The sequence below is a fragment of the Yeosuana sp. genome (genome assembly GCF_057126245.1).
Genome location: NZ_DBNGMQ010000009.1, coordinates 22,065 through 46,777, shown reverse-complemented (window position 1 = coordinate 46,777; position 24,713 = coordinate 22,065). Strand labels below are relative to the sequence as shown.

The 24,713-nt window shown below is 32.4% G+C and carries 25 protein-coding genes; 13 read left to right on the top strand and 12 right to left on the bottom strand.

Features of this window, described 5'->3' with window-relative positions; genetic code table 11:
- The 3 genes from AC15TD_RS01020 to AC15TD_RS01010 all read left to right on the top strand — a co-directional run.
- On the top strand, positions 1 to 412 hold a 412-nt coding region (locus AC15TD_RS01020; protein WP_484450274.1), incomplete at its 5' end, for a T9SS type A sorting domain-containing protein.
- A 714-nt stretch (positions 413 to 1,126) separates the two neighbouring features.
- A complete protein-coding gene (locus tag AC15TD_RS01015; RefSeq protein ID WP_484450273.1) occupies positions 1,127 to 2,374 on the top strand; it encodes a cation:proton antiporter in 1,248 nt (415 codons plus the stop codon).
- Positions 2,375 to 2,864: 490 nt separating this feature from the next.
- On the top strand, positions 2,865 to 3,104 hold the full coding sequence (locus tag AC15TD_RS01010; RefSeq protein WP_484450272.1) for a CDGSH iron-sulfur domain-containing protein: 240 nt from the start codon (positions 2,865 to 2,867) through the stop codon (positions 3,102 to 3,104).
- A gap of 289 nt (positions 3,105 to 3,393) precedes the next feature.
- On the opposite strand, the gene AC15TD_RS01005 is transcribed toward AC15TD_RS01010, so the two are convergent.
- A complete protein-coding gene (locus AC15TD_RS01005; RefSeq protein ID WP_484450271.1) occupies positions 3,394 to 6,060 on the bottom strand; it encodes a glycoside hydrolase family 3 C-terminal domain-containing protein in 2,667 nt (888 codons plus the stop codon).
- Positions 6,061 to 6,308: 248 nt separating this feature from the next.
- Here AC15TD_RS01005 and AC15TD_RS01000 point away from each other — a divergent pair, with 248 nt between their 5' ends.
- Positions 6,309 to 9,551: a WD40/YVTN/BNR-like repeat-containing protein gene (locus AC15TD_RS01000; protein ID WP_484450270.1), complete on the top strand. Its 3,243-nt coding sequence runs from the start codon at positions 6,309 to 6,311 to the stop codon at positions 9,549 to 9,551.
- On the opposite strand, the gene AC15TD_RS00995 is transcribed toward AC15TD_RS01000, so the two are convergent.
- From AC15TD_RS00995 to AC15TD_RS00945, 11 genes are all read right to left on the bottom strand, one after another.
- Positions 9,548 to 9,736, bottom strand: coding sequence for a hypothetical protein (locus AC15TD_RS00995; RefSeq protein WP_484450269.1), 189 nt, complete (start codon positions 9,734 to 9,736; stop codon positions 9,548 to 9,550). The genes AC15TD_RS01000 and AC15TD_RS00995 overlap by 4 nt on opposite strands.
- Before the next feature lie 102 nt (positions 9,737 to 9,838).
- The gene (locus tag AC15TD_RS00990; protein WP_484450268.1) at positions 9,839 to 10,024 is read right to left on the bottom strand and encodes a hypothetical protein; all 186 of its coding nucleotides are present in this window, start codon (positions 10,022 to 10,024) and stop codon (positions 9,839 to 9,841) included.
- A 261-nt stretch (positions 10,025 to 10,285) separates the two neighbouring features.
- Positions 10,286 to 10,621 (bottom strand): hypothetical protein, encoded by a 336-nt coding sequence (locus AC15TD_RS00985; protein WP_484450267.1) that lies wholly within the window; start codon positions 10,619 to 10,621, stop codon positions 10,286 to 10,288.
- A 319-nt stretch (positions 10,622 to 10,940) separates the two neighbouring features.
- Positions 10,941 to 11,252: a hypothetical protein gene (locus tag AC15TD_RS00980; RefSeq protein ID WP_484450266.1), complete on the bottom strand. Its 312-nt coding sequence runs from the start codon at positions 11,250 to 11,252 to the stop codon at positions 10,941 to 10,943.
- 242 nt (positions 11,253 to 11,494) lie between these two features.
- Positions 11,495 to 12,034 carry a hypothetical protein gene (locus tag AC15TD_RS00975; RefSeq protein WP_484450265.1) on the bottom strand — a complete coding sequence of 180 codons (540 nt, stop codon included), beginning with the start codon at positions 12,032 to 12,034 and terminating at the stop codon, positions 11,495 to 11,497.
- 128 nt (positions 12,035 to 12,162) lie between these two features.
- A complete protein-coding gene (locus tag AC15TD_RS00970; RefSeq protein ID WP_484450264.1) occupies positions 12,163 to 12,447 on the bottom strand; it encodes a hypothetical protein in 285 nt (94 codons plus the stop codon).
- Positions 12,448 to 12,697: 250 nt separating this feature from the next.
- Entirely contained in the window at positions 12,698 to 13,465 is a 768-nt protein-coding gene (locus AC15TD_RS00965; RefSeq protein ID WP_484450263.1) for a hypothetical protein, read from the bottom strand.
- A 243-nt stretch (positions 13,466 to 13,708) separates the two neighbouring features.
- Positions 13,709 to 14,101, bottom strand: coding sequence for a rhodanese-like domain-containing protein (locus AC15TD_RS00960; protein ID WP_484450262.1), 393 nt, complete (start codon positions 14,099 to 14,101; stop codon positions 13,709 to 13,711).
- 8 nt (positions 14,102 to 14,109) lie between these two features.
- Positions 14,110 to 14,418, bottom strand: a complete 309-nt coding sequence (locus AC15TD_RS00955) for a rhodanese-like domain-containing protein (protein WP_484450261.1) — start codon at positions 14,416 to 14,418, stop codon at positions 14,110 to 14,112.
- Between the two features lie 82 nt (positions 14,419 to 14,500).
- Positions 14,501 to 15,085, bottom strand: a complete 585-nt coding sequence (locus AC15TD_RS00950) for a thioredoxin family protein (RefSeq protein WP_484450276.1) — start codon at positions 15,083 to 15,085, stop codon at positions 14,501 to 14,503.
- A gap of 32 nt (positions 15,086 to 15,117) precedes the next feature.
- The gene (locus tag AC15TD_RS00945) at positions 15,118 to 15,663 is read right to left on the bottom strand and encodes a TlpA disulfide reductase family protein (protein WP_484450260.1); all 546 of its coding nucleotides are present in this window, start codon (positions 15,661 to 15,663) and stop codon (positions 15,118 to 15,120) included.
- A 252-nt stretch (positions 15,664 to 15,915) separates the two neighbouring features.
- Between AC15TD_RS00945 and AC15TD_RS00940 the strand changes: the two genes are divergently transcribed.
- From AC15TD_RS00940 to AC15TD_RS00900, 9 genes are all read left to right on the top strand, one after another.
- Positions 15,916 to 17,319, top strand: a complete 1,404-nt coding sequence (locus AC15TD_RS00940; RefSeq protein WP_484450259.1) for an anthranilate synthase component I family protein — start codon at positions 15,916 to 15,918, stop codon at positions 17,317 to 17,319.
- 2 nt (positions 17,320 to 17,321) lie between these two features.
- The gene (locus AC15TD_RS00935) at positions 17,322 to 17,888 is read left to right on the top strand and encodes an anthranilate synthase component II (protein ID WP_484450258.1); all 567 of its coding nucleotides are present in this window, start codon (positions 17,322 to 17,324) and stop codon (positions 17,886 to 17,888) included.
- A 3-nt stretch (positions 17,889 to 17,891) separates the two neighbouring features.
- Positions 17,892 to 18,884 carry an anthranilate phosphoribosyltransferase gene (trpD, locus tag AC15TD_RS00930; RefSeq protein WP_484450257.1) on the top strand — a complete coding sequence of 331 codons (993 nt, stop codon included), beginning with the start codon at positions 17,892 to 17,894 and terminating at the stop codon, positions 18,882 to 18,884.
- Between the two features lies 1 nt (position 18,885).
- Positions 18,886 to 19,671, top strand: coding sequence for an indole-3-glycerol phosphate synthase TrpC (gene trpC, locus AC15TD_RS00925; RefSeq protein WP_484450256.1), 786 nt, complete (start codon positions 18,886 to 18,888; stop codon positions 19,669 to 19,671).
- Entirely contained in the window at positions 19,668 to 20,312 is a 645-nt protein-coding gene (locus AC15TD_RS00920; protein WP_484450255.1) for a phosphoribosylanthranilate isomerase, read from the top strand. The genes trpC and AC15TD_RS00920 overlap by 4 nt, the downstream gene beginning before the upstream one ends.
- 52 nt (positions 20,313 to 20,364) lie before the next feature.
- Complete coding sequence (trpB, locus tag AC15TD_RS00915) at positions 20,365 to 21,546, top strand: tryptophan synthase subunit beta (RefSeq protein ID WP_484450254.1); 1,182 nt, start codon at positions 20,365 to 20,367, stop codon at positions 21,544 to 21,546.
- Between the two features lie 3 nt (positions 21,547 to 21,549).
- On the top strand, positions 21,550 to 22,311 hold the full coding sequence (gene trpA, locus AC15TD_RS00910) for a tryptophan synthase subunit alpha (RefSeq protein WP_484450253.1): 762 nt from the start codon (positions 21,550 to 21,552) through the stop codon (positions 22,309 to 22,311).
- A gap of 28 nt (positions 22,312 to 22,339) precedes the next feature.
- Positions 22,340 to 23,071, top strand: a complete 732-nt coding sequence (locus tag AC15TD_RS00905; RefSeq protein ID WP_484450252.1) for an SIMPL domain-containing protein — start codon at positions 22,340 to 22,342, stop codon at positions 23,069 to 23,071.
- Positions 23,072 to 23,190: 119 nt separating this feature from the next.
- On the top strand, positions 23,191 to 24,711 hold the full coding sequence (locus AC15TD_RS00900) for a carbon-nitrogen hydrolase family protein (protein ID WP_484450251.1): 1,521 nt from the start codon (positions 23,191 to 23,193) through the stop codon (positions 24,709 to 24,711).
- The last annotated feature ends 2 nt before the right edge of the window (positions 24,712 to 24,713 follow it).

Here is a 24,713-nt window from a genome sequence, read left to right as displayed (position 1 = left end):
GCTATTGGTAAATATCGCAACTAGCGCCAGTACACCAATTTCAAGCGGTTATCGATACGCCGTTTTTTTAACTACTGTTGATGGCGGTTTTGCAGAAAGATTAGCTTCAGGCACACCTATGACTGGCATAAGTGTAACCGCTCCATTGAGCACTTCAACTTTTGAGAAGCAAATGTATTCCGTATACCCTAATCCTGCAGATGGTTTTATTCACGTTGAAATACCGAATGCAAGTTTTTCAAATGTTCAATTTAGGCTTTATGATCTGCTTGGTAAATTAGTTTTTGAAGAGCAGGCTGACACTGGAAAAGACAAGTGGCAAATTGAAGTAAACGGTCTAGCTAAAGGCATTCATATTTTGGAGATCATAGCAGATGATCAAGTGGTGCACAATAAGGTGGTTAAAAAGTAAATTTTATTTTCCTAAGAAATATTAATAACTAAAATATAAGATTATAAGGAAGTTCAAGGCTTTTCTTTATGACCTTGAAATTATATGAAAATATAAAAAATAATCCAATATAAAAAAGCTTTTATAATATATGCTGATTAATAATAGATCGCGTTGATGTTTCGTGAATTTTAGTTTGAAACGTACAAAAGGACTTTTCTACTAACTCCAAATTATGTGTTAGATTCATCATTTTTTTCAGACGCTATAAATGTTTCATAACACCATAATTTTTTAATGTTTATACATTATTAATAAAAGGAACTTGAATCCGGCTTGGAAGAGGAACCCCAAACTTTCAATTTAGAGGAGGACATTGCTAACAAAAATTAGCTAATACTTATCCTGAAAAAGTTAAGAAACTCCAAGACAAAATCGATTCCATCATGAATAAATTATTTGACTATCTAAAATGAAAATATTTTTTTCTTAAAGTGTTTTTTTTCTTACTTTACTTTTTCAATTTAAAATATAAACTTTGAATTTTATTTATCTCTTTTTACAAGATAAACTTTGTAAATCCCTGTTGAAAAAGTTTGAATTTTTTACTTTTAGTTACACAATAGAACCTGAAACCCTTTAAAGAAATTTAGAGGGTTTTTTGTATTTTTAAAACTCATTTATTTGAATGAATGTATTTTGAAATGATTATTTTTAAAAAAAATAACTTGGTTCATGGATTACTTTTTTATCATTACCATTCTTATTGCTTTATCAGCTTTTTTCGGATATATCAATGTGCGGTTTCTAAAATTTCCTAATAGTATCGGATTGATGGTAATCACCATCCTGTTCACTTTAGCTATATTTGCATTGAGTTATTTTGATACGAGGCTCCTGGATGCTGAAAAGTTTATAATCAGTCAGATTAATTTTAAAAGCGTACTCTTAGATATCATGCTTAGCTTTCTTCTGTTTGCAGGTGCTTTACACACCAATTTTGAGCAGTTAAAGATACAGAGATGGCCCGTTTTAGTATTTTCCACATTAGGCGTTTTGGTCTCCACTTTTTTAGTTGGAACTACTATGTTCTTTATTCTTAAATGGTTAGGACTTGATATTAACTATATTTATTGTTTGTTATTTGGTGCTTTAATTTCGCCCACAGATCCCATAGCCGTACTTGGCATTCTTAAAAAAGCGGGGGTTCCTAAAAAACTTGAAACAAAAATTGTAGGTGAATCACTTTTTAATGATGGCATAGGTGTCGTGGTTTTTCTTACGCTTTTCCAGATTGCCTCTTTTGGTAACCAAAATATAGAAGTAAGTGATGTTCTTGAACTGTTTGGTCAAGAGGTTATTGGTGGTATAGCTCTTGGTTTATTTTTAGGGTGGGTAACCTATAGGTTGTTAAAATCCATTGATGATTATGATATTGAAGTTATTATTACTCTTGCAACCGTTATGGTAGGGACTGCCATTGCACAAAAATTACATCTCTCTGCACCATTAGCGATGGTATCTGCTGGACTTTTTGTAGGCAACGACACGGTGCGCGGTAATGCCATGTCAAACACTACAGAAACCTATGTAGATAAATTTTGGGAACTTATAGATATTTTACTCAATACCATCCTTTTTGTACTTATTGGTATGGAAATGCTAGTACTGGTATTTGAAGGGAATTATATTATTGCCGGGGTATTAGCCATCCCTGTTATTTTGATATGCCGCTATGCTTCTTTAATGATGCCTATTAATTTCTTTAAAAAGAAGCTCGATTTTGTCCCCTATACTAATCTTATTATGACCTGGGGAGGTTTGCGTGGTGGAATTTCTATAGCATTGGCATTAGGTTTAACCCAAGAAATGCACAGAGAACTTTTTTTAGTAGTTACTTATATAGTAGTTGTTTTTTCAATTATCGTACAAGGTTTAACTGTAGGTAAATTAGTTGAAAGATTGGAGAAAATAACAAATTAACATTTGAAAGGCTCAACGATAATAAACATTTTTTTGGAACTTAGTTTTTTTTCGATAAAATAATGAGATTTCATCAATAAGTAAAGTCTTCCGACAATGGAAACCCTTTAATCTAGATACTATATTATTAAATTCGGTATCCTAACATAGTAATATCATGCGTTAGGGTTATAATTGTGACCTTGACTGAATGCAAATAGATAACCTTTTGAAAGAAAATGAAATTATAAAAAGATGTTTTAATAATAAATACTCATCAAAAAAGTTCAACCTTTGCCCCTACGACTTCACTAGACAGGACAATTTCAATTTATTTCAGCATTGTTCTCCTTTTTTATTCTCTAAAACCTTGTCTATATGTAAGACCAATCGCGAAAACATCATTGGGTATTTCTGTTGAAAATTAGTACGATTCAAAAAAATATATTTTATTTTTATTGAAAACAGTTAACTAATAATTAAATTTATCTTTACATCAAAAACAAATAATATGAAAAAACCAACTATTGCTGGAAAAACACCTCTACCCGTTCAATTAGAAGCTGGAAAAACCTATGCGTGGTGCTCGTGTGGAGAATCTGAGAATCAACCGTTTTGCGACGGGTCTCATAAAGGCTCTGCTTTTGCTCCGAAAGTTTTTGTAGCAGAAGAATCAAAAACAGCCTATTTATGCAATTGTAAACAAACGTCTCAACCCGCATTTTGTGATGGTTCACATAAAAATTTATAGTATTTCTTTATAAAAGACAACATATTTAATGTATTTCATCGAATAAATAAGTGTTTTGACGATTATTCAAAAAACTTTTATTACGTTTGTATCAAGAATTAAAAGAGTGAAACACAAAGAGATTGTTAATAGCTTCTTCAAGAAACACTCATTTTCTATAATTTATAAAGGCTCTTTTTTAATATCGTCTTGACGGATTGATGTTGATTTAGAGCCTTTTTTATTCCAATAAAATTTTATTACAACATTATTGCATAAATAAAATCCTAAGGACAGTTAATTAACCATACTATCTATTAATTATGGCTATTTTTTTTATCAAGACACTCGTAGAACTAGTATTTGCAACACCTTTAAAACCTGGTTGTTTTCCGCCAACACTTACTGTTAAATATCCTGGTTCTATCAAAGATTTACCTTTACTATCTATTAAGGCATATTGTTTTGGACTAATGCTGTAGGTTAATTTTTTTGTCTCACCTTTTTTTAAATGAATCCTTTCAAAACCCACTAAAGTTCTTACGGCTACATGATCCTTTTCTTCATGTGACACATATAACTGAACAACTTCGTCTCCAGAAATTGCACCCGTATTTGTAACATCAACACCAATTATAATATCATTATTTACAATAACCTCATTGGAAATATTCAAATTACTATAAGTGAAATTTGTATAGCTTAATCCATGACCAAATGGAAAAAGAGGATTTCCTTTAAAATATTTATAGGTTCTATTTGCCATATTGTAATTTTTAAAATCTGGCAAATCATTAACCGATTTATAAAAGGTTACTGGAAGCCTTCCTGCTGGATTATAATCTCCAAACAAAACATCTGCAATGGCATTTCCTCCAAATTCTCCAGGATACCAAGCTTCTAAAATGGCTGGAATATTATCGGCAGCCCAGTTAACTGCTAGCGCACTACCATTCATTAAAACGATAATCGTAGGCTTCCCTAAAGCATGGATTATTTTCATTAATTCCATTTGCGTTTTTGGAAGCGTAATATCTGATCGATCTCCTTTATCAAAACCTTCCAACAGCACAGGCATTTCTTCACCTTCTATATCTGGAGATAGGCCCAAGCAAAGCACCACAACTTCAGATTTTTTTGCTGCTTCAATAGCTGGTGTCAATAAATCTTGATCCATTTTGGCCCACACAAATTGCGCTTGGGGATCTGAGTGATAGTTGTAGTATTCAATTCTAACATCATGAGATTCTCCAGCTTTTAAATCAATATCAAAGTATTTCGATTTTGGTTCGTGATCATCACTAAATTCGAACTTCAAATCATCATCAAAATATAATTTACCAGCACTGCTAGCCCTAAAACCTATTCGATATTTTCCATCTTGATTAGGTACTAGTTGACCGGTCCATTTTATAGAAAACACATCTGTTTTTAAGTTTTGGATAGGTTTCTCTGGCATCCAAATAAAATCTACGACACTATCGTTTCTTATAAATACAGGTGTCCCTTCCCAATATCTATTATTATAATACGCTCCCTTTAAACCCTTAGTATCACCATTTTTTAGTACTGAGGTTGGAATAGTATTTAAAATGGGCCAACCAATGGCTATATCACTACCTAAAGCATAATTAACTTTAGCATTAGGCAGTTTATCTGTAATTGCTTTTAAAGGTGTGTTATAATGATTGGGTGTACCATGATAGTTAGCTAAAAGTGATTGTTTAGAATTGGCGTTAGGCCCGATAACAGCAATAGACTTTATATCTTTACTTAAAGGCAGTGTATTGTTTTCATTTTTCAGCATTACCATAGATTCTCTTGCGATTTTTTCAGAAAGGTCATAATGTTTTTGACTAGCAACAACTTCATATGGAATTTTTGACCATTTCACATCCTCTTCAGGGTCGAACATGCCCAGTTTAAAACGCGCAGTCATCAATCTTGTTAATGCCAAATCAATTTTTTCTTCATCAATCATTTTTTTGAGAACAGCTTCATTCAAATTAGGGTCGAAAACACTCCCACAATTTAAATCTGTTCCTCTCGACACTGCTAAAGCTCCTGCTTCGGCTGGTGTTTCTGTAAGGCCATGTCTATTAGGTTCCCAGAAATCATTGATAGCCCAACAATCGGATACTACATACCCACCAAATCCCCAATCATCTCGAAGAATTCTATTTAATAATAAATTACTTCCACAACAAGCTTCATCCCTAAAACGATTGTATGCGCACATTACTGAGTGCACATTGGCCTCTTTTACGGCAGCCTCAAAAGCTGGTAAATACGTTTCATATAAATCTTTAGTAGACGTCTGGTAATTATCTTCATGTCTCGATTTTTCTGGACCACTATGAACGGCAAAGTGTTTTGCTGTGGCTACTAATTTTAAATATTTAGGGTCATCGCCTTGTAAGCCTTTAATATAATTAACGCCAATTCTACTTGTTAAATAAGGGTCTTCTCCATAGGTTTCTTGTCCCCTTCCCCATCTTGGGTCTCTAAAGATGTTGATATTAGGTGTCCAAAAAGTTAACCCTTGATAAATACCTCTTTTATCTTCCTTTATAAATTTGTGGTGTTTAGCTCTTGCTTCGTCTGATACCGCTGTTCCCATTTCAAAAATTAGAGCAGGGTTCCAAGTAGCTCCCATGCCAATGCCCTGAGGGAAAACAGTAGCTTCACCAGCTCTTGCTACGCCATGCAAACACTCATTCCACCAGTTATATCTTGGAAGTCCAAGTCTTTCAATTCCTGGAGCATCATAACGCATTTGAGATACTTTTTCTTGAAGCGTCATTTCACTTACTATATCCTGAACTCTTTCTTCAACGGACAATGATGCATTTTGAAATTTATATTTATAATTCATTTCTTGTTTTTCATTTGTTTTACACGAAGTAACCATAATAAAGATTGTAGAAAGTATTAAACTCAAATTTAAATACTTTACTAAAGATTGTATTCTATTCATTATAAATCATTCAAGCTGTTTATATTATTTTATAAAATCTAGATATAATTAAACAAATGTCATTAGTGAATAAAAGAAATAATAAGACTTATAGAGCAAGTTCTAAAATAATTATTGCAAGATTTTCTTTTGCTTCCTTTACCTAACATAACAAACCTAAATTAAATATATTTTAGCTGATAAAAACATATTTTTCATAGAAAAATATTTATTTTTATTCCTGATATTCAAAATGAAAACATAAAAACATGCTTAACATAAAACCATTCATTTCTTTAATTATTTTATTCCTTTTTACACATATAATTTTCGCTCAAGAAAAGCAAGAAAAAAAAACAGACTCTACGCTTTCTGGTTTAAAATTTAGGAGTATTGGACCTGCTTTTATGTCGGGTAGAATTGCCGACATGGTCATAGATCCTAACAACCAAAATATCTGGTATGTCGCAGTGGGCTCTGGAGGTGTTTGGAAAACTGAAAATGCTGGCACAACATGGATACCCTTAACAGATAGTCAAAAGTTTTACTCAACGGGATGCATAACTCTAGACCCAAGCAATTCAAATACAATTTGGTTGGGAACTGGAGAAAATGTGGGCGGAAGACATGTAGGCATTGGTCATGGTATTTTTTTAAGCCATGATGGTGGTAAAAATTGGGCATACAAAGGATTAAAAACCTCGGAACATATTTCGAAAATTATAGTAAATCCGAAAAACTCTAATGAAATTTGGGTGGCTTCTCAAGGTCCTCTTTGGAGTTCGGGTGGCGAACGCGGCTTATACAAAACTACGGATGGCGGTGATACTTGGAAACTTGTTTTAAGTAGTAATGAATGGACTGGCGTCACTGATATTGTTATCGATCCAAGAGATGAGAAAACGCTTTATGCAGCAACATGGCAACGACATAGAACTGTAGCAGCTTATGTAGGTGGCGGCGAAGGCACGGCTTTATATAAAAGTACAGACAGTGGTGAGACTTGGAGCAAACTAAAAAATGGCTTACCTGGAGGAGAAATGGGTAAAATAGGTTTGGCAATATCGCCTATGAATCCAGATGTTTTGTACGCCGCTATCGAATTAGACCGAAAAAAAGGAGCTGTTTACCGCTCTGATAATAAAGGCGCTAGTTGGACAAAAATGTCGAATACGGTTTCGGGAGGCACAGGGCCTCATTATTACCAAGAATTGGTTGCTTCTCCTCATGTTTTTGATAAAATATATTTAATGGATGTTAGAGTACAAATTTCAGAAAATGGTGGAAAAACGTTTTATACCATGAATGAAAACAATAAACATTCTGATAATCATTCCTTAACATTTAGAACAACCGACCCTAACTATTTATTAGTAGGAACCGATGGCGGTATTTATGAATCTTTCGATAATACTAAAACTTGGAAATTTGTAAACAACCTACCTATTACACAATTTTATAAGTTGGCTGTAGATGATTCTTATCCTTTTTACAATATTTATGGGGGTACACAAGATAATAACTCTCAGGGTGGCCCATCGCGAACTTTTAGAACCAATGGTATATCTAATGCCGATTGGTTTGTGCTTTTAGGTGGTGACGGCCATCAACCAGCTACAGAACCGGGAAACCCTAATATTGTTTACGCACAATCTCAACAAGGATACTTAAACCGTGTAGATAGAACGACAGGCGAAGCTGTTTTTATAAAACCACAAGAAGGCATCGACGAACCATATGAACGTAACAACTGGGACTCACCTATTATAGTTAGTAATCATGATCCAAAACGGATTTATTTTGGAACGCAACGTGTTTGGAGGTCTGATAACCGTGGGGATAATTGGATACCAATTTCAAAAGATTTAACCAAGAATCAAGAACGCATTACATTGCCTATTATGGGTAAACAAAAAAGTTGGGATGCTGCTTGGGACGTTTATGCCATGTCTACTTACAATACCATTACTTCACTTTCAGAATCACCTTTAGATGAAAATATGCTATATGCCGGAACGGATGATGGTATTATTCAATTTACTAAAAACGGTGGCGAATCATGGACTAAAATATTAGTTGGAAACTTACCTGGAGTTCCCTCCTCAGCATTTGTAAATGATATTAAAGCCGATTTACACAATATAAACACTGTTTATGTTGCGCTTGATAATCATAAATTTGGGGACTATAAACCGTATTTATTAAAAAGCACCAATGGTGGTAAAACATGGCAATCAATTACTAATGGAATTCCAGAAAACAGCATGGTATGGCGTATTGTTCAAGATCATGTCAATCCAAATTTATTGTTTTTAGCAACAGAGTATGGCATCTATATTTCTTTTAACCAAGGTGAAAAATGGATGAAGTTTTCAGAAGGTCTACCAACTATTTCATTTAGAGATTTAGCCATTCAAAAACGTGAAAACGATTTGGTTGTTGCTTCTTTTGGCCGTGGCTTTTATATTTTAGATGATTACAGTGTCTTGCGTAGTATGGATGCCGCAGCATTTTCTAAACCATCTTTATTTAAACCAAGAAAAGCACTACAATACAAACCCGTTAGCGGAGGAACATCTAGCCAAGGCGCCTCTTATTTTACTGCTGAAAATCCAGATTATGGAGCCACGTTCACGTACTACCTTCCAGATAATTTTGAAAGCTTAAAATCTAAACGTAAGAAAAGCGAAAAGACTTTAAAAAAAGAAGATAAAAATATTCCTTTTCCTGGTTGGGATAATTTAGATGAAGAAAAAAATGAAGATGGTGCCTCTATTATACTAGTAATAAAAGATAACAATGGACATTTTATAACACGAATAAACGGACCCTATAAAAAGGGATTCAACCGGGTGTCATGGAACTTAAAAATACCCATAACAACATCTTTAAATATGGATAGAATTAGCGATAATCCGTCATCATATTATTCTAATCCTTTTGCAGAAGAAGGTACTTATACAGTTTCTATGTTTTCAAAAATAAATGGTGAAATTATACCATTATCAGAAACTCAACCTTTTGAAGTGGACAGAATTCGAGAGAACGTTCTAAAAAATCCACTCAGTAAAGACATGGATACTTATATTGAAGATCTAAAAGCATTTAAATTTAAATTGGAATCAACTTTGAAAGACTTCAATGATGCATCAAAAAAATTAGCTGCCTTTGAAAAGGCAACGGTATATATTCATGGCGAACCAGGTAATTTAGAAAAAGAAATTAGCGTCATAAAAAAACAAATGCATTCTTTAAATAACATACTTAATGGTAATGCCTCAAAAAAGGAAATTGGAGAAAAAGACATACCCTCAATTTCTTCAAGATTATCAGTTGCTCAAAGAGGATTTAGTACTACTTATGGACCAACAATAATGCATATGGAAAATCTAGACATAGCTATAGAACTGTTTAATAGAGTTAAACCAAAACTGGAGAAATTCATTAAAACTGATATTCCACAAATGGAAGACAAACTATTAAAAGCTGGAGTACCGCCTATATTAGATTAATATTTACTTTCTAAAGTTTTTATTTTATTTAAAATATAATCTGAGTTTTTGTCCATCCACTTTTTTTGTTCGTCATCAGCATTTAAATACTGATTTGAATACATTGAATAAGGAGTATTGTATTTAGTTTTAGACCCCTCGAATTTCTTTAGAGTATCTAATTTATTGAGAAAAACACTATCCATTTTAATTAGTTTAAAGACGTTTGAATTATCAAATAATTTACAAAAATATCTTTACAAATTACATGACAAAAGTCATGTTTTATGTTTGCTACTATTCAATTATTATTTCACAAGTACGCCTTGCTCTAAAATCAAATCATATATATATCCTGCACCAAAATCTTTATTTAAAACAACAATGGCTTTAATGGTAAATGTTGTCCCTTCTGGCACATAAGCATCTGAAGTAATTACTAAATCAAAATCATCCTTGCTACCATCTTTAATATAAATCCAGTTTCTATCCATAATTCCAGCATTAATCTTTGTGCAAATACCATCTAACTAAACTGTTTTTCCTTCATACTTTTTAGGATTTTCAACTAACTCGGCTATTTTTATAGATCCTTTTTGTTGGATTACCTTTTCAGTGCGCATTGCTATATCACCTTTTTCGGTATCACCTTGTTTTGTATTAGCAAATTCACCTACTTTATCAAATTTTTCGTTATGAGTATGATCTGCCGAAACTAAACTTCCAATTAAATAAACCTTATCAAAAACTCTATTTTACTCTTTACTTTCAAAATTAGTTTTTAAAAGACCTCCTTTATAGTAATAGGTTCCGCCTACCTTTACTTCCATGCTGCTAGTAGCTATCCAATATTTTTCTTCTCCCTCATTTACATTTAGGTATACATATTTAGATGTAGGTAGTACTTCGTTTACAACCACTGTATGAAATTCATTAGACACAGGGTTAATTAGATTTTCATTATGATTAGATGAAACATCTGAAGCATCTGGATTGGCATTGTTAGATGTTATAGGAATCACTTTATATTCGTTCTTACAGGCGACAAAAACAAATGTAACTATGACCATTACTAAAATTTTAACATTCATAATTCATTCCTTTTTTTTGCTTCTAAAAAAGCGTTTAATAATTTGAGTGTTTACTCTATAATTGGTTTCATTGAATCATAAGATAAAGCCACATTTAGTGCTCTGTTAAAACGATAGCGACCAGATACGTATAAATTAGTAACGCTTATGTTGTCTTTTATAGAGTCATAAAACTTATTATATAAATCAATTTCTAAACTTGAAAAAGGATTCAGCTTTTTAAAAATAGTACTTGAATGCTGAAAATAGGTAAATCACCTATCAATCTCATTCATGTTTTTTTGTTAGGCAAAACCACCATACTGAAGTAGATTCGTATTTAACCCATAATTATAAATATCTGGCCTAAAACCAGCAATAGCACAACATAACTATTTCCAAAAAACTTTTCTACCTGTAAACCATCAATAGCCCCTAAAGATGATATTTTATAATTAATTTTTCTACCTGCTGTAATAGAAAATATTGAATCTACATCATACTTTAAAGCTAAGTTAAACACATTCAAATCACTCTTTTTTGATGTACTGGATGCGCCCTTTGGATACAAATTTTGTCTGTAATTCAAATAAGTTTCTACAGAAATTCTAGAATTATTTATATGATTGGCTTCTAAAGAAAACCGCGTCATTAATCTATGATTATCGTTTCTAATCTTTAAGAAATTACTATAACTTGCGGCCGATAAACGCCCTGTAATTTTTTCTATATAATTCTAATAAAATGAGTCAATAGTTAATATAAATCGGCATTCAAATCTAAACATAGCATTTAATTTATCAGACCAAAAAACATTGTAAAATCTACTATCAAAAAACCCCATATAAGCCTTTGGCCTTATATGGGGTTTTATTTAATATATTAATTTGTTAGTTAATCTTCAATAGAGTCATCATCTTCACCATCATCATCATCATACAATTTCATCATAAGACCTCCAAAATCTCCATAACCTTGTTGATATAAGATTTTACCATTTTCATCAAAATCAAATGATTCATACATTTTTAAAATACCAGATTTAGCTTCTGTTGAATCAGTAGCTGGAATAGTTACTTCCCAATCTGCATAATATCTAACCGAACCATCAGGCTGTTTCGTTTCTGGATTTACTCCAGGTAATAATACGATTGGATTAGTTAGCATTTTAAAATCGTAATTCTTCCATAAGTCGATATCATTTTTCTTAATATCATCTAAACTTAAAGAATCCTTTCCGTTAACACCAGTATCGCGCATTACAAAGTCTTCAGAATACATGGAATAATCTATATTTTCACTTTGCCATTGTTCAATATTAGCCAATACAGTTTTGGAATTTTTTTCAAATGCTTCCTGTGCGGAATTGTCAACTTTTTCTTGACAAGCAATAAAAATAAGTGCAAAAAATAAAATGGAAATGGTTTGTTTCATAATATTGATTTTTAGTTTGTTATTTTTTTAAAGTTAGTTATAAATAACTTCAATCTAACATAACCTATTAAAAATCAACAATATTTATAACATAATACTTGTAGATAGCTAATTAAAAAAGAACTGTATTAGCTTATTTTTAACTTTTTTACATCTTGCTGCTCTTTCTTTTGCTCAAGTTTTTCTAACTCACGCTTAATCTCTTCACTACGTTTATTAAGCTGATTCATTTTCTCTTCTCGAGCTTTTTGATTCATTGCCATTCTTTCACGTCTCAATTCTTCCTTTTTAATCTCTAGCTTTTGAATTTTCTTTTCTCGAATCTTATCTAAAGCAACTGTTGCATAGGCATACCCATACATACTTAAAAATAATAAGGCAACAATACCTAAAATGATGTAACCATTTTCCATGAGGGACGAATTTAATTAATTAACAAAAAATCAATTGAAAATTTAATTCTCCTCAAAAAAGAGTACAATTTTTAAGAATAATTAAACTTTAAATCAAAAGTAAAGAAATTGACACATAGTATAAAAATTAATAGTTGAAGAACTCAAAAAGTAGTTAAAATTAAGTATCCCAACAAAAAACCTTCATTATTTCTTAATAATGAAGGTTTTTTAGATTAAGCTAAAAACAATTGACCTCTATTAAAACCATTTAATCTCCACTCATTTTGGCGTTATACACCCATATTTCATCCCACGTATTTTTAAAATTTGCTCGATATAAATCTTGTTGATTTTGCCAGGCATTTTCACCGTTAACCTTTTTAAAGGTTTCAGCCCAGTTTCTATCTTTATCGAAATCGGCCCAATTTGGGCTAAACGAAAAAGTGGCGATATGACGCCCCAAGTTCCCTTGTCTGAACTCATTATAATATACTCCCCAAGGATTTACACCATCTAAAGCTTTTACAGTCTTGCTAATTCTTTCAAAGAAGGTCTCAACACCTGGTGCTGGCCCATCAACTACTTCAAAATATCTTACAAAAGATATAGGAAATTGCGACATCTTTTCAATCATATCTGTATGGTTGAGCTTATTATCAGCTCTCCAATACTCAATAGTTTGAATTTTTTTTATATAAGGCATCACATTATCTCTCCAATCAGCATCGTGGGCACCTTCTCCTGGACGTATATCATTATGCTTATACATCATTGGCCCCATTTCCCAAATAATGTTACCAGCATTTGGCCCTGAAGCAATATTATAAACGGTTGCCTTATTTGGCCCTTCTTTATGATAGGTTGCATTATGCTTCCTCATATTTTCTTGCAAAACTTTAAGTTTTGTATTGTCGGGAGTTAACATAATATCTTCCCACATTTTATAATCTTTGGAATCATCTTGTGCATTGATTGTATACATATTACCAAATATCATGGCAACGATACACACTAATAAAATTGGTTTTTTAATCATAATTAAAATTGTTTGGTTGGTTAATTGACCACATAACTATTATATGGTTTAAGCTAAAAAATTAAATTAGGGATTTTTGGTAAATAATAAATGAGCAAGCAAACTTATCCATTTAAGATAGAGGATCATTATTTCGACTTAATCAAATATAACAATTTATTCGTTAAATTTTTGAAAATGTGTGTTTTAAAAAAGTTGACCTTAAATAATAAAAAAGCCACTCAAAATTGCGAGGCTTTTTTATTATTTATTAATTTCTAACCCTTCTTTCTTCCATTCTAAAATACCTCCTTCTAAATTGTAGACCTTGACAAATCCTGCTTCTAAAAGTTTTCTTGTGGATATAGCGCTTCTTCTTCCCGAATGACAATATAAGATAACCGGTTTTTCTTTATCGAGACTCTTAATGTCTTCATCGAAAGTAGGAGAAGCATAATCTATATTTTGAGCATAGCCAATAAACCCTTCAGTAAATTCTTCAGGAGTTCTAACATCTACTAACTGAATATCATCATTTTTTAATAGTGTTTGCATCTCTTCAACAGAAATATTATCAATTTCAGTATCTAATTGCCCCTTACAACTTGAAAAAGCTAAGGAGAACATAAGTGTTGTTATTAATAGTATATGTTTCATATTATAATTTATTCTATCTCACCTTGCCACTGCAATATCCCGCCCATAAGATTATAGGCATTATTAAATCCTAATTGATTCATAAGTCTACAAGCCTGACCACTTCGATTACCTGATCTACAATATACATAGTAATTTTTACTCTTATCCAGCTTTTCTATTTCTGTTACAAAATCTTGGCCTCTATAAATATCTATATGAATGGTATTAGGAATTTTCCCTTGCGCTACTTCAGCATCAGTTCTTACATCTAAAATCACAGCATTAGTATCATTTTCAAGCTGTTCTACCCATTCTTCTTGTGTTAAATCTTCCATTTTAAAAATTTTGAATTGCAAAAATAATGTTTCTAAATGATTTACAATGCAAAAAACACTGAAGTAATAAACATCAAAAGCTCTAAACTTTAATTGAGCAACCAATGGCCCTTGTTTCTTTTTCTATAACCTCTTCACCTTTTAACAAAGCATCTACAGCATTTTCTACATATTTTGTATTTACTGCTGAGGCGTCTTTGTAGTTATCATCAATAGCTCCTATATATTTAACAACATTTCCTTGTTTTGTTTTTTGTAACACAAACATATGAGGTGTTTTTGTAGCACCAAATTTAGGATACACATGTTGACCTTCATCCAGCAAATAAGGAAAACTAAATCCTTTTTCTTTTGCCCTTACTTGCATAGCAGTATAACTATCTCCTGGTTTTGCCATAGGGTTATTTGGATTTATCGCGATTACCGGATACCCTTTTGATGCGTACTTTTTATCAAGGGCTATAATTCTATCTTCATAGGCCACTGCATACGGACACGTATTACAAGTAAAAGTGATTATAAAACCTTTAGCTTCATCATAATCTGATAATGAGACCATATTTCCATCAAGATTCTTTAGTTCAAAATCAGATACAACGTCTCCAATTTTATAACCTTCGTTTAAAACAACATTACTTGTGTAATCAGTAATAAATGTAATTAACATTACTGAAATTAAAATGAGTGTTCTCATCATTTTTAATTTAAAACTTTTAATGTTTCTTTTTCTAATTCTTCAAATGTAAACGACCGTTCAAAAAATTTACTAATATTATTTTTATATATAATCGTTGCTGGAATTGAACCAGACCAAGCTTTACTTATTTGTGGTATCCAGGAATTCATATCAACATCATCTAACGCAATGACTTTTGACGCTATCTTTTTTTCCTTTATAAAAGGTTTTAACTTGGTTTCATATAAATGCGGAAAGTCTAAACTCACTAAAATTACTTCAACATTTTTATCCTTGTATTTTTCGTTTAATAATTCAAAATAAGGCAATTCTTTCACGCAAGGCGCACACCAAGTCGCCCAAAAATTTATAACATAAACTGTGTCATTTTTTTTGTTTAAGAAGTTTTTAAAACCATTAAAATCATATATATCAAGATAAATACTATCTGTATTGATGATGGTATTTTCAACCACATTCTCCTTTTTAATAGATACATTGTTATTGCTTTTATTTTGATTGCAACTTGAAAAAACACCTAATAAAACAAATAACCAAATAAATTTCATTTTTAAATTTACTTATTACTTGTTCATATAAAGAGGGTTTAACAAATTTTTAAATAAAAAAACTATAAAGTATTGTATAATTATATTGTCTTTTCTATATTTGACCAAATAAAAATATGAACTCAATTTTAAATAATACATGGTGGTGGAGCTTTCGAAACAAAATTTCGTGAAGTAGTCACTTAGTATATTTAAATTAAAAATATCAAAAAGGCTTGTCATTCACGACAAGCCTTTTTTTAATGAATAAAAATGAAAACATTTAACTTGTACACCCATTACAAAAAAATTCTAGCAGACACTATAACTCCTGTTAGTATTTATTTGAAAATTAGAGATAAATATCCCAATAGCATTCTTCTTGAGAGTAGCGATTATCATGCGAATGATAATAGCTTTTCTTATATCTGTTTTAACCCCATTGCGTCGATTAAAGTAGAGAATGAAGAAATTGTACAACGTTTTCCTGATAAAAGTTCATTGTCAACTAAAATAGATGAGAGCACCAACGTATCACAAGAAATTCATCAATTCACGCAACGCTTTGAAGTAAATTCTGATACAGATTTTAAGTTTATTAATAATGGTATTTTTGGATATATAGCTTATGATGCTGTTAGATATTTTGAAGATGTAGATATCTCCAAAAAAGAAAACTCCATAACTATTCCTGATGTTTATTATGCCGTTTATCAAAACATTATTGCCATAAATCATCATAAAAACGAGGCTTATATTTTTGCCCATTGTTTTGAAAGTGAGAGTAATATTGATGACATAGACCACTTAATAAAAGCTAGAAATTTTGCTTCATATGAATTTGCTCCTAATGGAAATATTACTTCTAATTTAAGCGACGAAGAATACAAACATCATGTGGAATTAGCAAAAAAACACTGCGCTCGTGGTGATGTATTCCAATTGGTGTTATCAAAAAGTTTTTCACAAGAATTTAAAGGTGATGAGTTTAATGTGTACCGAGCTTTAAGAAGCATCAATCCGTCTCCTTATTTATTTTATTTTGACTACGGAAATTTTAAAATCTTTGGAAGTTCACCTGAAGCCCAACTCATCGTTAGCGACCAAAAAGCAGAAATCCATCCTATTGCAGGAACTTTTAAGCGCACTGGAAATGATTTACAAGATGCCGAATTAGCCAAACAATTAAAAATTGATGACAAAGAAAATGCCGAACACGTTATGTTGGTTGATTTAGCTAGAAATGATTTAAGTAGACATGGAAGTCATGTTACCGTTGACACCTATAGAGAAGTTCAGTTCTTTTCTCATGTTATTCATTTAGTAAGTAAAGTAACAGGGCAAAAACATCAAGAAACCTCAACCATGCAAGTGGTGGCAGACACTTTCCCTGCAGGAACCTTAAGTGGCGCACCTAAGCATCGTGCCATGCAGCTTATTGAACAATATGAAAAAACAAGTCGTTCCTTTTATGGCGGTGCCATAGGGTTTATGGATTTTCAAGGGAATTTTAATCATGCTATTATGATTAGAACGTTCATAAGTAAAAACCACAAATTACATTGGCAGGCAGGCGCTGGGTTAGTTTCGAAATCAAATCCAGAAACAGAATTGCAAGAAGTTTATAATAAGTTAGGAGCATTAACAAAAGCTATTGAATTAGCAGAAAATATTTGAAAATGATGAAAGTTTTAGTGATAGATAATTACGATAGTTTCACCTATAACCTAGTTCATTATTTAGAAGATTTAAATTGTGACGTAACCGTTGTAAGAAATGATAAATTATCGTTGGATGACGCAGAGCCCTTTGATAAAATAGTGCTGTCGCCCGGACCGGGAATTCCAGATGAAGCAGGTTTATTAAAACCCATTATTGAAAGATTTGCCGCTACAAAAAGTATTTTAGGGGTATGCTTAGGTCAACAAGCGATTGCAGAGGTTTTTGGCGGTTCTCTCATTAATTTGGAGGATGTTTACCATGGCGTTTCAACCAATGTTTCCATAAGTGTTGATGATGAACCTCTATTTAAAGGTTTAGATAAAACTATTGAAGTTGGGCGCTATCACTCTTGGGTAGTTAATCCCAATTTACCAGAGGTATTAGAAGCGACTTCTTTTGACGAAAACGGACAAGTTATGTCTTTACGCCATAAGATTTATGATGTAAAAGGTGTACAATATCATCCGGAATCTGTTTTAACACCAAATGGAAAACAAATTCTTAAAAACTGGTTAAATTCTTAAGCGATGAAACATTTATTAAATAGACTTATAAATCACGAAAGCATATCAAGCAATGAAGCTAAACAAGCTTTGGTTAATATATCTAACGGCATGTATAACCAAAGTCAAATAGCATCATTCCTAACGGTATATATGATGCGGAATATAACCCTTGAAGAACTAAGAGGTTTTAGAGATGCTCTTTTAGAATTATGCATATCCATAGATTTAAAAGATTTTAATGCTATAGATTTATGCGGAACTGGCGGTGATGGTAAAGATACTTTTAATATTTCAACACTATCGTCTTTTGTTACAGCGGGTGCAGGGGTGCATGTAGCAAAACATGGAAATTACGGTGTATCATCAGCATGTGGATCATCTAACGTCATGGAATATTTAGGTATAAAATTTTCAAATGATGAAGATTTTTTAAAACGTTCTATTGACAAAGCAGGTATTTGTGTGTTACACGCACCGCTGTTTCATCCAGCCATGAAAAATGTAGCGCCTATTCGTCGTGAACTAGGTGTTAAAACTTTTTTTAATATGTTGGGACCTATGGTAAATCCAGCATTTCCACAAAATCAAATGGTAGGCGTTTTTAATTTAGAACTGCTTCGTTTATATGGATATCTATATCAAAATACAGATAAAAACTATTCGATAGTTCATGCTTTAGATGGCTATGATGAAATTTCGTTAACTGGTAATACAAAAGTAATTTCCAACCATTCCGAAAGTATGTTCTCGCCAGAAGATTTAGGTATTTCACAAATAAAACAAGAAGCCATTTTTGGAGGAAGTACGGTTGAAGATGCAGCAAAAATATTTATGAATGTAATTCAAGGAAAAGGAACAGAAGCCCAAAACAATGTCGTTTGTGCCAATGCTGGTTTAGCTATTGCCACTACCAAACAAATAACCCATAAAAAAGGCTTTGAATTGGCTAAAGAATCATTACTCTCTGGCAAAGGTCTAAAAGCATTACAAACCATTCAAGAATTAAGCAAGTAGTATGACTATTTTAGATAACATTGTAATTGATAAGCGCAGAGAAGTCGCCTTAAAAAAGGGTTTGATTCCTATTAAACAGCTTGAAGCATCTGTTTTATTTACTAAACCAACTATGTCATTGGCGACAAATTTAAAACAAAGTAATACCGGTATTATTGCTGAACATAAGCGAAGATCACCTTCAAAATCTATTATCAATCAAAACTTAAATGTGTATGATGTCGCTAAAGGTTATGAAGATGCCGGTGTTTGTGGGATATCTGTTTTAACTGATGGTAAATATTTTGGAGGTTCTCTAGATGATATTTTGCTTGCTAGAGCATGTTGTAATTTACCCTTATTACGCAAAGAGTTTATTATTGATGCGTATCAAATTATTGAAGCCAAAGCTCATGGAGCAGATGTGATTTTGTTAATTGCTGCCATTTTAACAAAAGAAGAAATAAAGCAATTTTCTGAACTGGCAAAAAGCTTACAACTTGATGTTCTTTTAGAAGTACATAATGAAGACGAATTACAAAAATCTATCATGCCTAGTTTGGACATGCTTGGTGTGAATAATAGAAACCTAAAAACATTTGAAGTTAGTTTAGATATCAGCAAAACTTTAAGCGAACTCATCCCAAATGATTTTGTAAAAGTGTCTGAAAGTGGTATCAGCAATATCGAAGCGATTAAAGAATTAAAACCCTTTGGTTATCAAGGCTTCTTAATAGGTGAAAATTTTATGAAAACTGATAATGCAGGTGAAAGTGCCAAAGAATTTATCAAAGCATTAGAATCATGAAACTAAAGGTTTGCGGAATGAAATATCCAGATAATATCATAAGTGTTGCAAATTTGCAACCTGACTATTTGGGCTTTATATTTTATGAAAAATCTGCTAGATATTTTGAAGGAGAAATACCCGAAATATCTAATAACATAAAAAAAACAGGCGTTTTTGTTAATGCGGATTCAAAAGAAGTTATTACAAAAATTAAAAAGCATCAATTACAAGCTATTCAACTTCATGGTAATGAATCTCCCGAATATTGCAAAAAACTAAATACAGAAAACATAGAAATCATCAAGGTCTTCTCCATTAAAGACAACTTTAATTTTGATACGTTAAAACCATATGAAAGCGTTTGTGATTACTACCTATTTGATACCAAAGGAAAATTACCTGGAGGTAATGGTTACACATTTAACTGGAATGTTTTAAAAAAATATTCATCAACGAAGTCCTATTTCTTAAGTGGTGGTATTGGGCTAAACGAAATTGAGAATATTAAATCATTTATAAAGAGTGACGAATCAAAATACTGTTATGCCATCGATGTAAACAGTAAATTTGAAACAGAACCTGGAATGAAGAATATTGAGTTATTAAAAGAATTTAAAAATATCGTCATAACGAGAAATGAGAAACGAATGAATAAGTAATCTCTTCAAAAGGTTGCTTCACTTCATTCGCAGTGACAATAAAAATAATTATATGAATTACAACGTAAACGAAAAAGGATATTATGGGGAGTTCGGTGGTGCATACATCCCAGAAATGCTCTATCCCAATGTTGAAGAATTACGCCAAAACTATCTTGAAATAATGGCAGAACCTTCGTTCAAAGAAGAATTCAATCAGCTTTTAAAAGATTATGTAGGTCGTCCATCTCCACTATATTTTGCTAAACGCCTTAGCGCAAAATACAACACTAAAATTTATTTAAAACGTGAAGACCTAAATCATACAGGAGCTCATAAAATTAACAATACTATTGGTCAGGTTTTAATGGCTAAACGTTTGGGTAAACATCGGATTATTGCTGAAACCGGTGCTGGACAACATGGCGTGGCTACGGCAACTGTTTGCGCTTTAATGGGATTAGAATGTATTGTTTATATGGGTAAAATTGATATTGCGCGTCAAGCACCAAATGTTGCAAGAATGAAGATGCTAGGTGCCACCGTTGTTCCGGCATTATCAGGAAGTCGCACCTTAAAAGACGCCACAAACGAAGCGATACGAGATTGGATTAACAATCCTGTTGACACACATTATATTATTGGATCTGCCATTGGACCCCACCCTTATCCAGATATGGTAACAAGGTTTCAATCGATAATTTCCGAAGAAATAAAATGGCAATTAAAGGAACATGAAAACAGAGAAAACCCAGATTATGTAGTCGCTTGTATTGGTGGTGGTAGTAACGCGGCCGGAACCTATTATCATTTTCTTCATGAAGAAGACGTAAAAATTATTGCTGTTGAAGCCGCGGGATTAGGTATTGATTCCGGTGAAAGTGCCGCGACTTCTGTATTGGGAAAAGAAGGAATTATTCACGGTTGCAAAACATTACTGATGCAAACAAAAGATGGTCAGATTACTGAGCCTTACTCTATTTCGGCAGGTTTAGACTATCCGGGTGTTGGACCTATGCATGCGCATTTATCTAAAACCGGACGGGCAGAATTTATGTCCATTACAGATGTAGATGCCATGAATGCAGGGTTAGACCTAAGCAAATTAGAAGGTATTATTCCCGCCATAGAAACTGCCCATGCCCTAGCTATTTTTGAACATAAAACATTCAACCCAAATGACGTTGTTGTAGTGAGTTTATCGGGTCGTGGAGATAAAGACTTACAGAATTACGTTGAATATTTTAAAATTTAAATTGTGAATAGAATACATCGAAAATTACAAGAAAACAAAAAACTTCTTTCTATATATTTTACGGCTGGATATCCTAATCTTAATGATACGGTTACCATTATTCAAAATTTGGAGAAAAGTGGTGTTGATATGATAGAAATAGGCTTGCCATTTAGTGATCCACTTGCTGATGGACCAATTATTCAAGCGAGTTCCACCAATGCTCTAAAAAACGGCATGACTACCGAGGTCCTTTTCGACCAATTAAAAGACATTAGGAAATCGGTTGGAATTCCATTAATCATAATGGGGTATTTTAATCCCATGCTGCAATATGGGGTGGAAGCTTTTTGTGAAAAATGTCGCGACATAGGTATTGACGGTTTAATTATTCCAGATTTACCAGTGGATGTTTATAGTGAAAAATACAAGTCAACTTTTGAAAAATACGGACTCATTAATGTGTTTTTAATCACGCCTCAAACATCAAATGAACGAATTCGATTTATAGATTCTATCTCAAACGGATTTATCTATATGGTGAGTAGTGCAAGCGTCACTGGAAGTCAATCTGGTTTTGGTGACGACCAAAAGCAATATTTTGAGCGTATATCAAATATGAATTTAAAGAATCCACAAATTGTTGGTTTTGGAATTAATAACCGTGTTACTTTTAATCAAGCAACACAATACGCAAAAGGTGCAATTATTGGAAGTGCTTTTATAAAATACATTTCTAAAAATGCTTTGAAAAATATTAATAAATTCATAAAAACCATTCGTTAAGTAGCGTTTAAAATTATTACATCTTCAAATGAAAAAACATCTAAGTGCCATCGTCTTTTCCGTTGCCATCATAGCAGCATCTATAATTTTAGGAAATGCAGTTATCAATAGAAACCAAAAAACAGGAACCATTTCTGTTACTGGTTTAGGAAAAACAGATTTCACATCAGACCTTATTGTATGGGAAGCCAGATTTTCTCAAATAAACAGCGATTTAAAACAAGCTTATAATGATTTGAAAAAAGACAAAGAAACCATTTCTGAATATTTAAATTCCAAAGGGCTAAGTGATAGTGTCATTGTTTTCAATGCTGTAGAAACCAATAAAAATTTCAAACAAAATTATACGCCAGACGGTAAATATTTAGGACAAGAATTTACCGGTTATACCTTAAGTCAAACGGTTCAAATAAATTCTAAAGAGGTTGAAAAAGTTGAAAAAATATCAAGAGAAGTGACAGAGTTACTAAACAAAGGCATTCAATTATATTCTATGGCTCCAAGATATTATTACACAAAACTTGAAGATTTAAAAATTGAAATGGTTTCTAGAGCTACCGAGAATGCGCATATAAGAGCTAAAAGCATTTCAGAAAATTCTGGAGCTACATTAGGAGAACTTTCTGTAGCGAATATGGGAATTTTCCAAATAACAGGTCAAAACTCAAACGAAGATTATTCATGGGGTGGGGCATTTAATACGTCTTCAAAAGAAAAAACAGCATCTATCACAATGAAGCTAACCTATCTTGTTAAGTAGTTCTCATTAACTTATACTTTTACTTTTTTTAAAATAATTATAATTATCAACTTACAATTCTAATTATTTGTTTATTTTTTATGATATTCACGAAACTATAGAATACCACTTACACTACTATGAAAGACATTGAGAATATTGAATTAGCATTTTTAAATTTAGATGACTATCAAGAACTTAAAAAGGCTATGATAGAATCTTATAACACCATGCCAGATGCGATTTGGGATGAAGATCATATTAGAACATTAATTAGGAAGTTCCCTGAAGGTCAAGTGGTTATTAAAATTAATAATCATATTGCAGGATGTGCACTATCAATTATAGTCGATTACGACAAATTTGATGATTACCACACGTATAAAGAAATTACAGGAAATTACACCTTTAATACCCACACAAATAATGGCGATGTTATTTACGGTATCGATGTGTTTATTAAACCTGAGTTTAGAGGCCTCCGTTTAGGGCGCCGGTTGTATGATTACAGAAAAGAGTTGTGTGAACGCTTGAATTTAAAAGGGCTTGCTTTTGGGGGCAGAATTCCTAATTACCACAAATATTCAGACAAATTAACTCCGAAAGAATATATTGAAAAAGTAAGACGCAAGGAAATTCACGACCCTGTTTTAAACTTTCAAATTTCTAATGATTTTCACCCGGCACGAATTTTAAAAAATTATTTAGAAGGTGATGCATCATCTCAGGATTATGCTGTCCTTTTGGAATGGGATAATATCTATTATGAAAAGAAAAACAAAAAAGCCTCTACCATAAAAAAAATAGTTAGACTTGGTCTTGTACAATGGCAAATGCGTTTATACAAAGACATGGACGAATTGATGCAGCAAGCTGAATTTTTTGTTGATGCCGTATCAGGTTACCGCAGTGATTTCGCTTTATTTCCAGAGTTTTTCAATGCGCCATTAATGGCTGAAAACAATCATTTATCGACGCCAGAAGCCATAAGAGAATTAGCGAAACACACAGATGAAATTGTACAACGTTTTTCCAAGTTAGCTATTTCATATAACATTAACATCATCACAGGGAGTATGCCAGAAATGGTAGATGGTAAGCTTCATAACGCAGGGTATTTATGTAGGCGTGATGGTAGTATGGAACGCTATGAAAAACTACATGTAACACCAGATGAAGCGAAGGTTTGGGGAATGGTTGGTGGTAACCAATTAAAAGCCTTTGATACAGATTGTGGAAAAATAGGTATTTTAATATGTTACGATTCTGAGTTTCCAGAATTGAGTAGATTATTAGCTGATGAAGGTATGGACATCTTATTTGTGCCATTTTTAACCGATACACAAAATGGGTTTTCAAGGGTAAGACATTGTGCTCAGGCCAGAGCCATTGAAAATGAATGTTATGTAGCCATTGCTGGAAGCGTTGGTAATTTGCCAAAAGTTCAAAATATGGATATTCAGTTTGCGCAATCAATGGTATTTACACCTTGTGACTTTGCCTTTCCAACCAATGGTGTTAAAGCTGAAGCTACTCAGAATACAGAAATGATTTTAATAGCCGATGTTGATATTGATTTGTTAAGAGAATTAAATCAGTTTGGTAGTGTCAGAAACCTAAAAGACCGTCGTAAGGATCTTTTTGAATTGAAAAAGAAATAATT

What these genes read in the sequence shown, in the direction of transcription:
- AC15TD_RS01015 (WP_484450273.1), top strand. Translation starts at nt 1,127, where the DNA reads ATGGATTACTTTTTTATCATTACCATTCTTATTGCTTTATCAGCTTTT.
- AC15TD_RS01010 (WP_484450272.1), top strand. Translation starts at nt 2,865, where the DNA reads ATGAAAAAACCAACTATTGCTGGAAAAACACCTCTACCCGTTCAATTA.
- AC15TD_RS01005 (WP_484450271.1), bottom strand. Translation starts at nt 6,060, where the DNA reads ATGAATAGAATACAATCTTTAGTAAAGTATTTAAATTTGAGTTTAATA.
- AC15TD_RS01000 (WP_484450270.1), top strand. Translation starts at nt 6,309, where the DNA reads ATGCTTAACATAAAACCATTCATTTCTTTAATTATTTTATTCCTTTTT.
- AC15TD_RS00995 (WP_484450269.1), bottom strand. Translation starts at nt 9,736, where the DNA reads ATGGATAGTGTTTTTCTCAATAAATTAGATACTCTAAAGAAATTCGAG.
- AC15TD_RS00990 (WP_484450268.1), bottom strand. Translation starts at nt 10,024, where the DNA reads ATGGATAGAAACTGGATTTATATTAAAGATGGTAGCAAGGATGATTTT.
- AC15TD_RS00985 (WP_484450267.1), bottom strand. Translation starts at nt 10,621, where the DNA reads ATGAATGTTAAAATTTTAGTAATGGTCATAGTTACATTTGTTTTTGTC.
- AC15TD_RS00980 (WP_484450266.1), bottom strand. Translation starts at nt 11,252, where the DNA reads ATGACGCGGTTTTCTTTAGAAGCCAATCATATAAATAATTCTAGAATT.
- AC15TD_RS00975 (WP_484450265.1), bottom strand. Translation starts at nt 12,034, where the DNA reads ATGAAACAAACCATTTCCATTTTATTTTTTGCACTTATTTTTATTGCT.
- AC15TD_RS00970 (WP_484450264.1), bottom strand. Translation starts at nt 12,447, where the DNA reads ATGGAAAATGGTTACATCATTTTAGGTATTGTTGCCTTATTATTTTTA.
- AC15TD_RS00965 (WP_484450263.1), bottom strand. Translation starts at nt 13,465, where the DNA reads ATGATTAAAAAACCAATTTTATTAGTGTGTATCGTTGCCATGATATTT.
- AC15TD_RS00960 (WP_484450262.1), bottom strand. Translation starts at nt 14,101, where the DNA reads ATGAAACATATACTATTAATAACAACACTTATGTTCTCCTTAGCTTTT.
- AC15TD_RS00955 (WP_484450261.1), bottom strand. Translation starts at nt 14,418, where the DNA reads ATGGAAGATTTAACACAAGAAGAATGGGTAGAACAGCTTGAAAATGAT.
- AC15TD_RS00950 (WP_484450276.1), bottom strand. Translation starts at nt 15,085, where the DNA reads ATGTTAATTACATTTATTACTGATTACACAAGTAATGTTGTTTTAAAC.
- AC15TD_RS00945 (WP_484450260.1), bottom strand. Translation starts at nt 15,663, where the DNA reads ATGAAATTTATTTGGTTATTTGTTTTATTAGGTGTTTTTTCAAGTTGC.
- AC15TD_RS00940 (WP_484450259.1), top strand. Translation starts at nt 15,916, where the DNA reads ATGAAAACATTTAACTTGTACACCCATTACAAAAAAATTCTAGCAGAC.
- AC15TD_RS00935 (WP_484450258.1), top strand. Translation starts at nt 17,322, where the DNA reads ATGATGAAAGTTTTAGTGATAGATAATTACGATAGTTTCACCTATAAC.
- trpD (WP_484450257.1), top strand. Translation starts at nt 17,892, where the DNA reads ATGAAACATTTATTAAATAGACTTATAAATCACGAAAGCATATCAAGC.
- trpC (WP_484450256.1), top strand. Translation starts at nt 18,886, where the DNA reads ATGACTATTTTAGATAACATTGTAATTGATAAGCGCAGAGAAGTCGCC.
- AC15TD_RS00920 (WP_484450255.1), top strand. Translation starts at nt 19,668, where the DNA reads ATGAAACTAAAGGTTTGCGGAATGAAATATCCAGATAATATCATAAGT.
- trpB (WP_484450254.1), top strand. Translation starts at nt 20,365, where the DNA reads ATGAATTACAACGTAAACGAAAAAGGATATTATGGGGAGTTCGGTGGT.
- AC15TD_RS00905 (WP_484450252.1), top strand. Translation starts at nt 22,340, where the DNA reads ATGAAAAAACATCTAAGTGCCATCGTCTTTTCCGTTGCCATCATAGCA.
- AC15TD_RS00900 (WP_484450251.1), top strand. Translation starts at nt 23,191, where the DNA reads ATGAAAGACATTGAGAATATTGAATTAGCATTTTTAAATTTAGATGAC.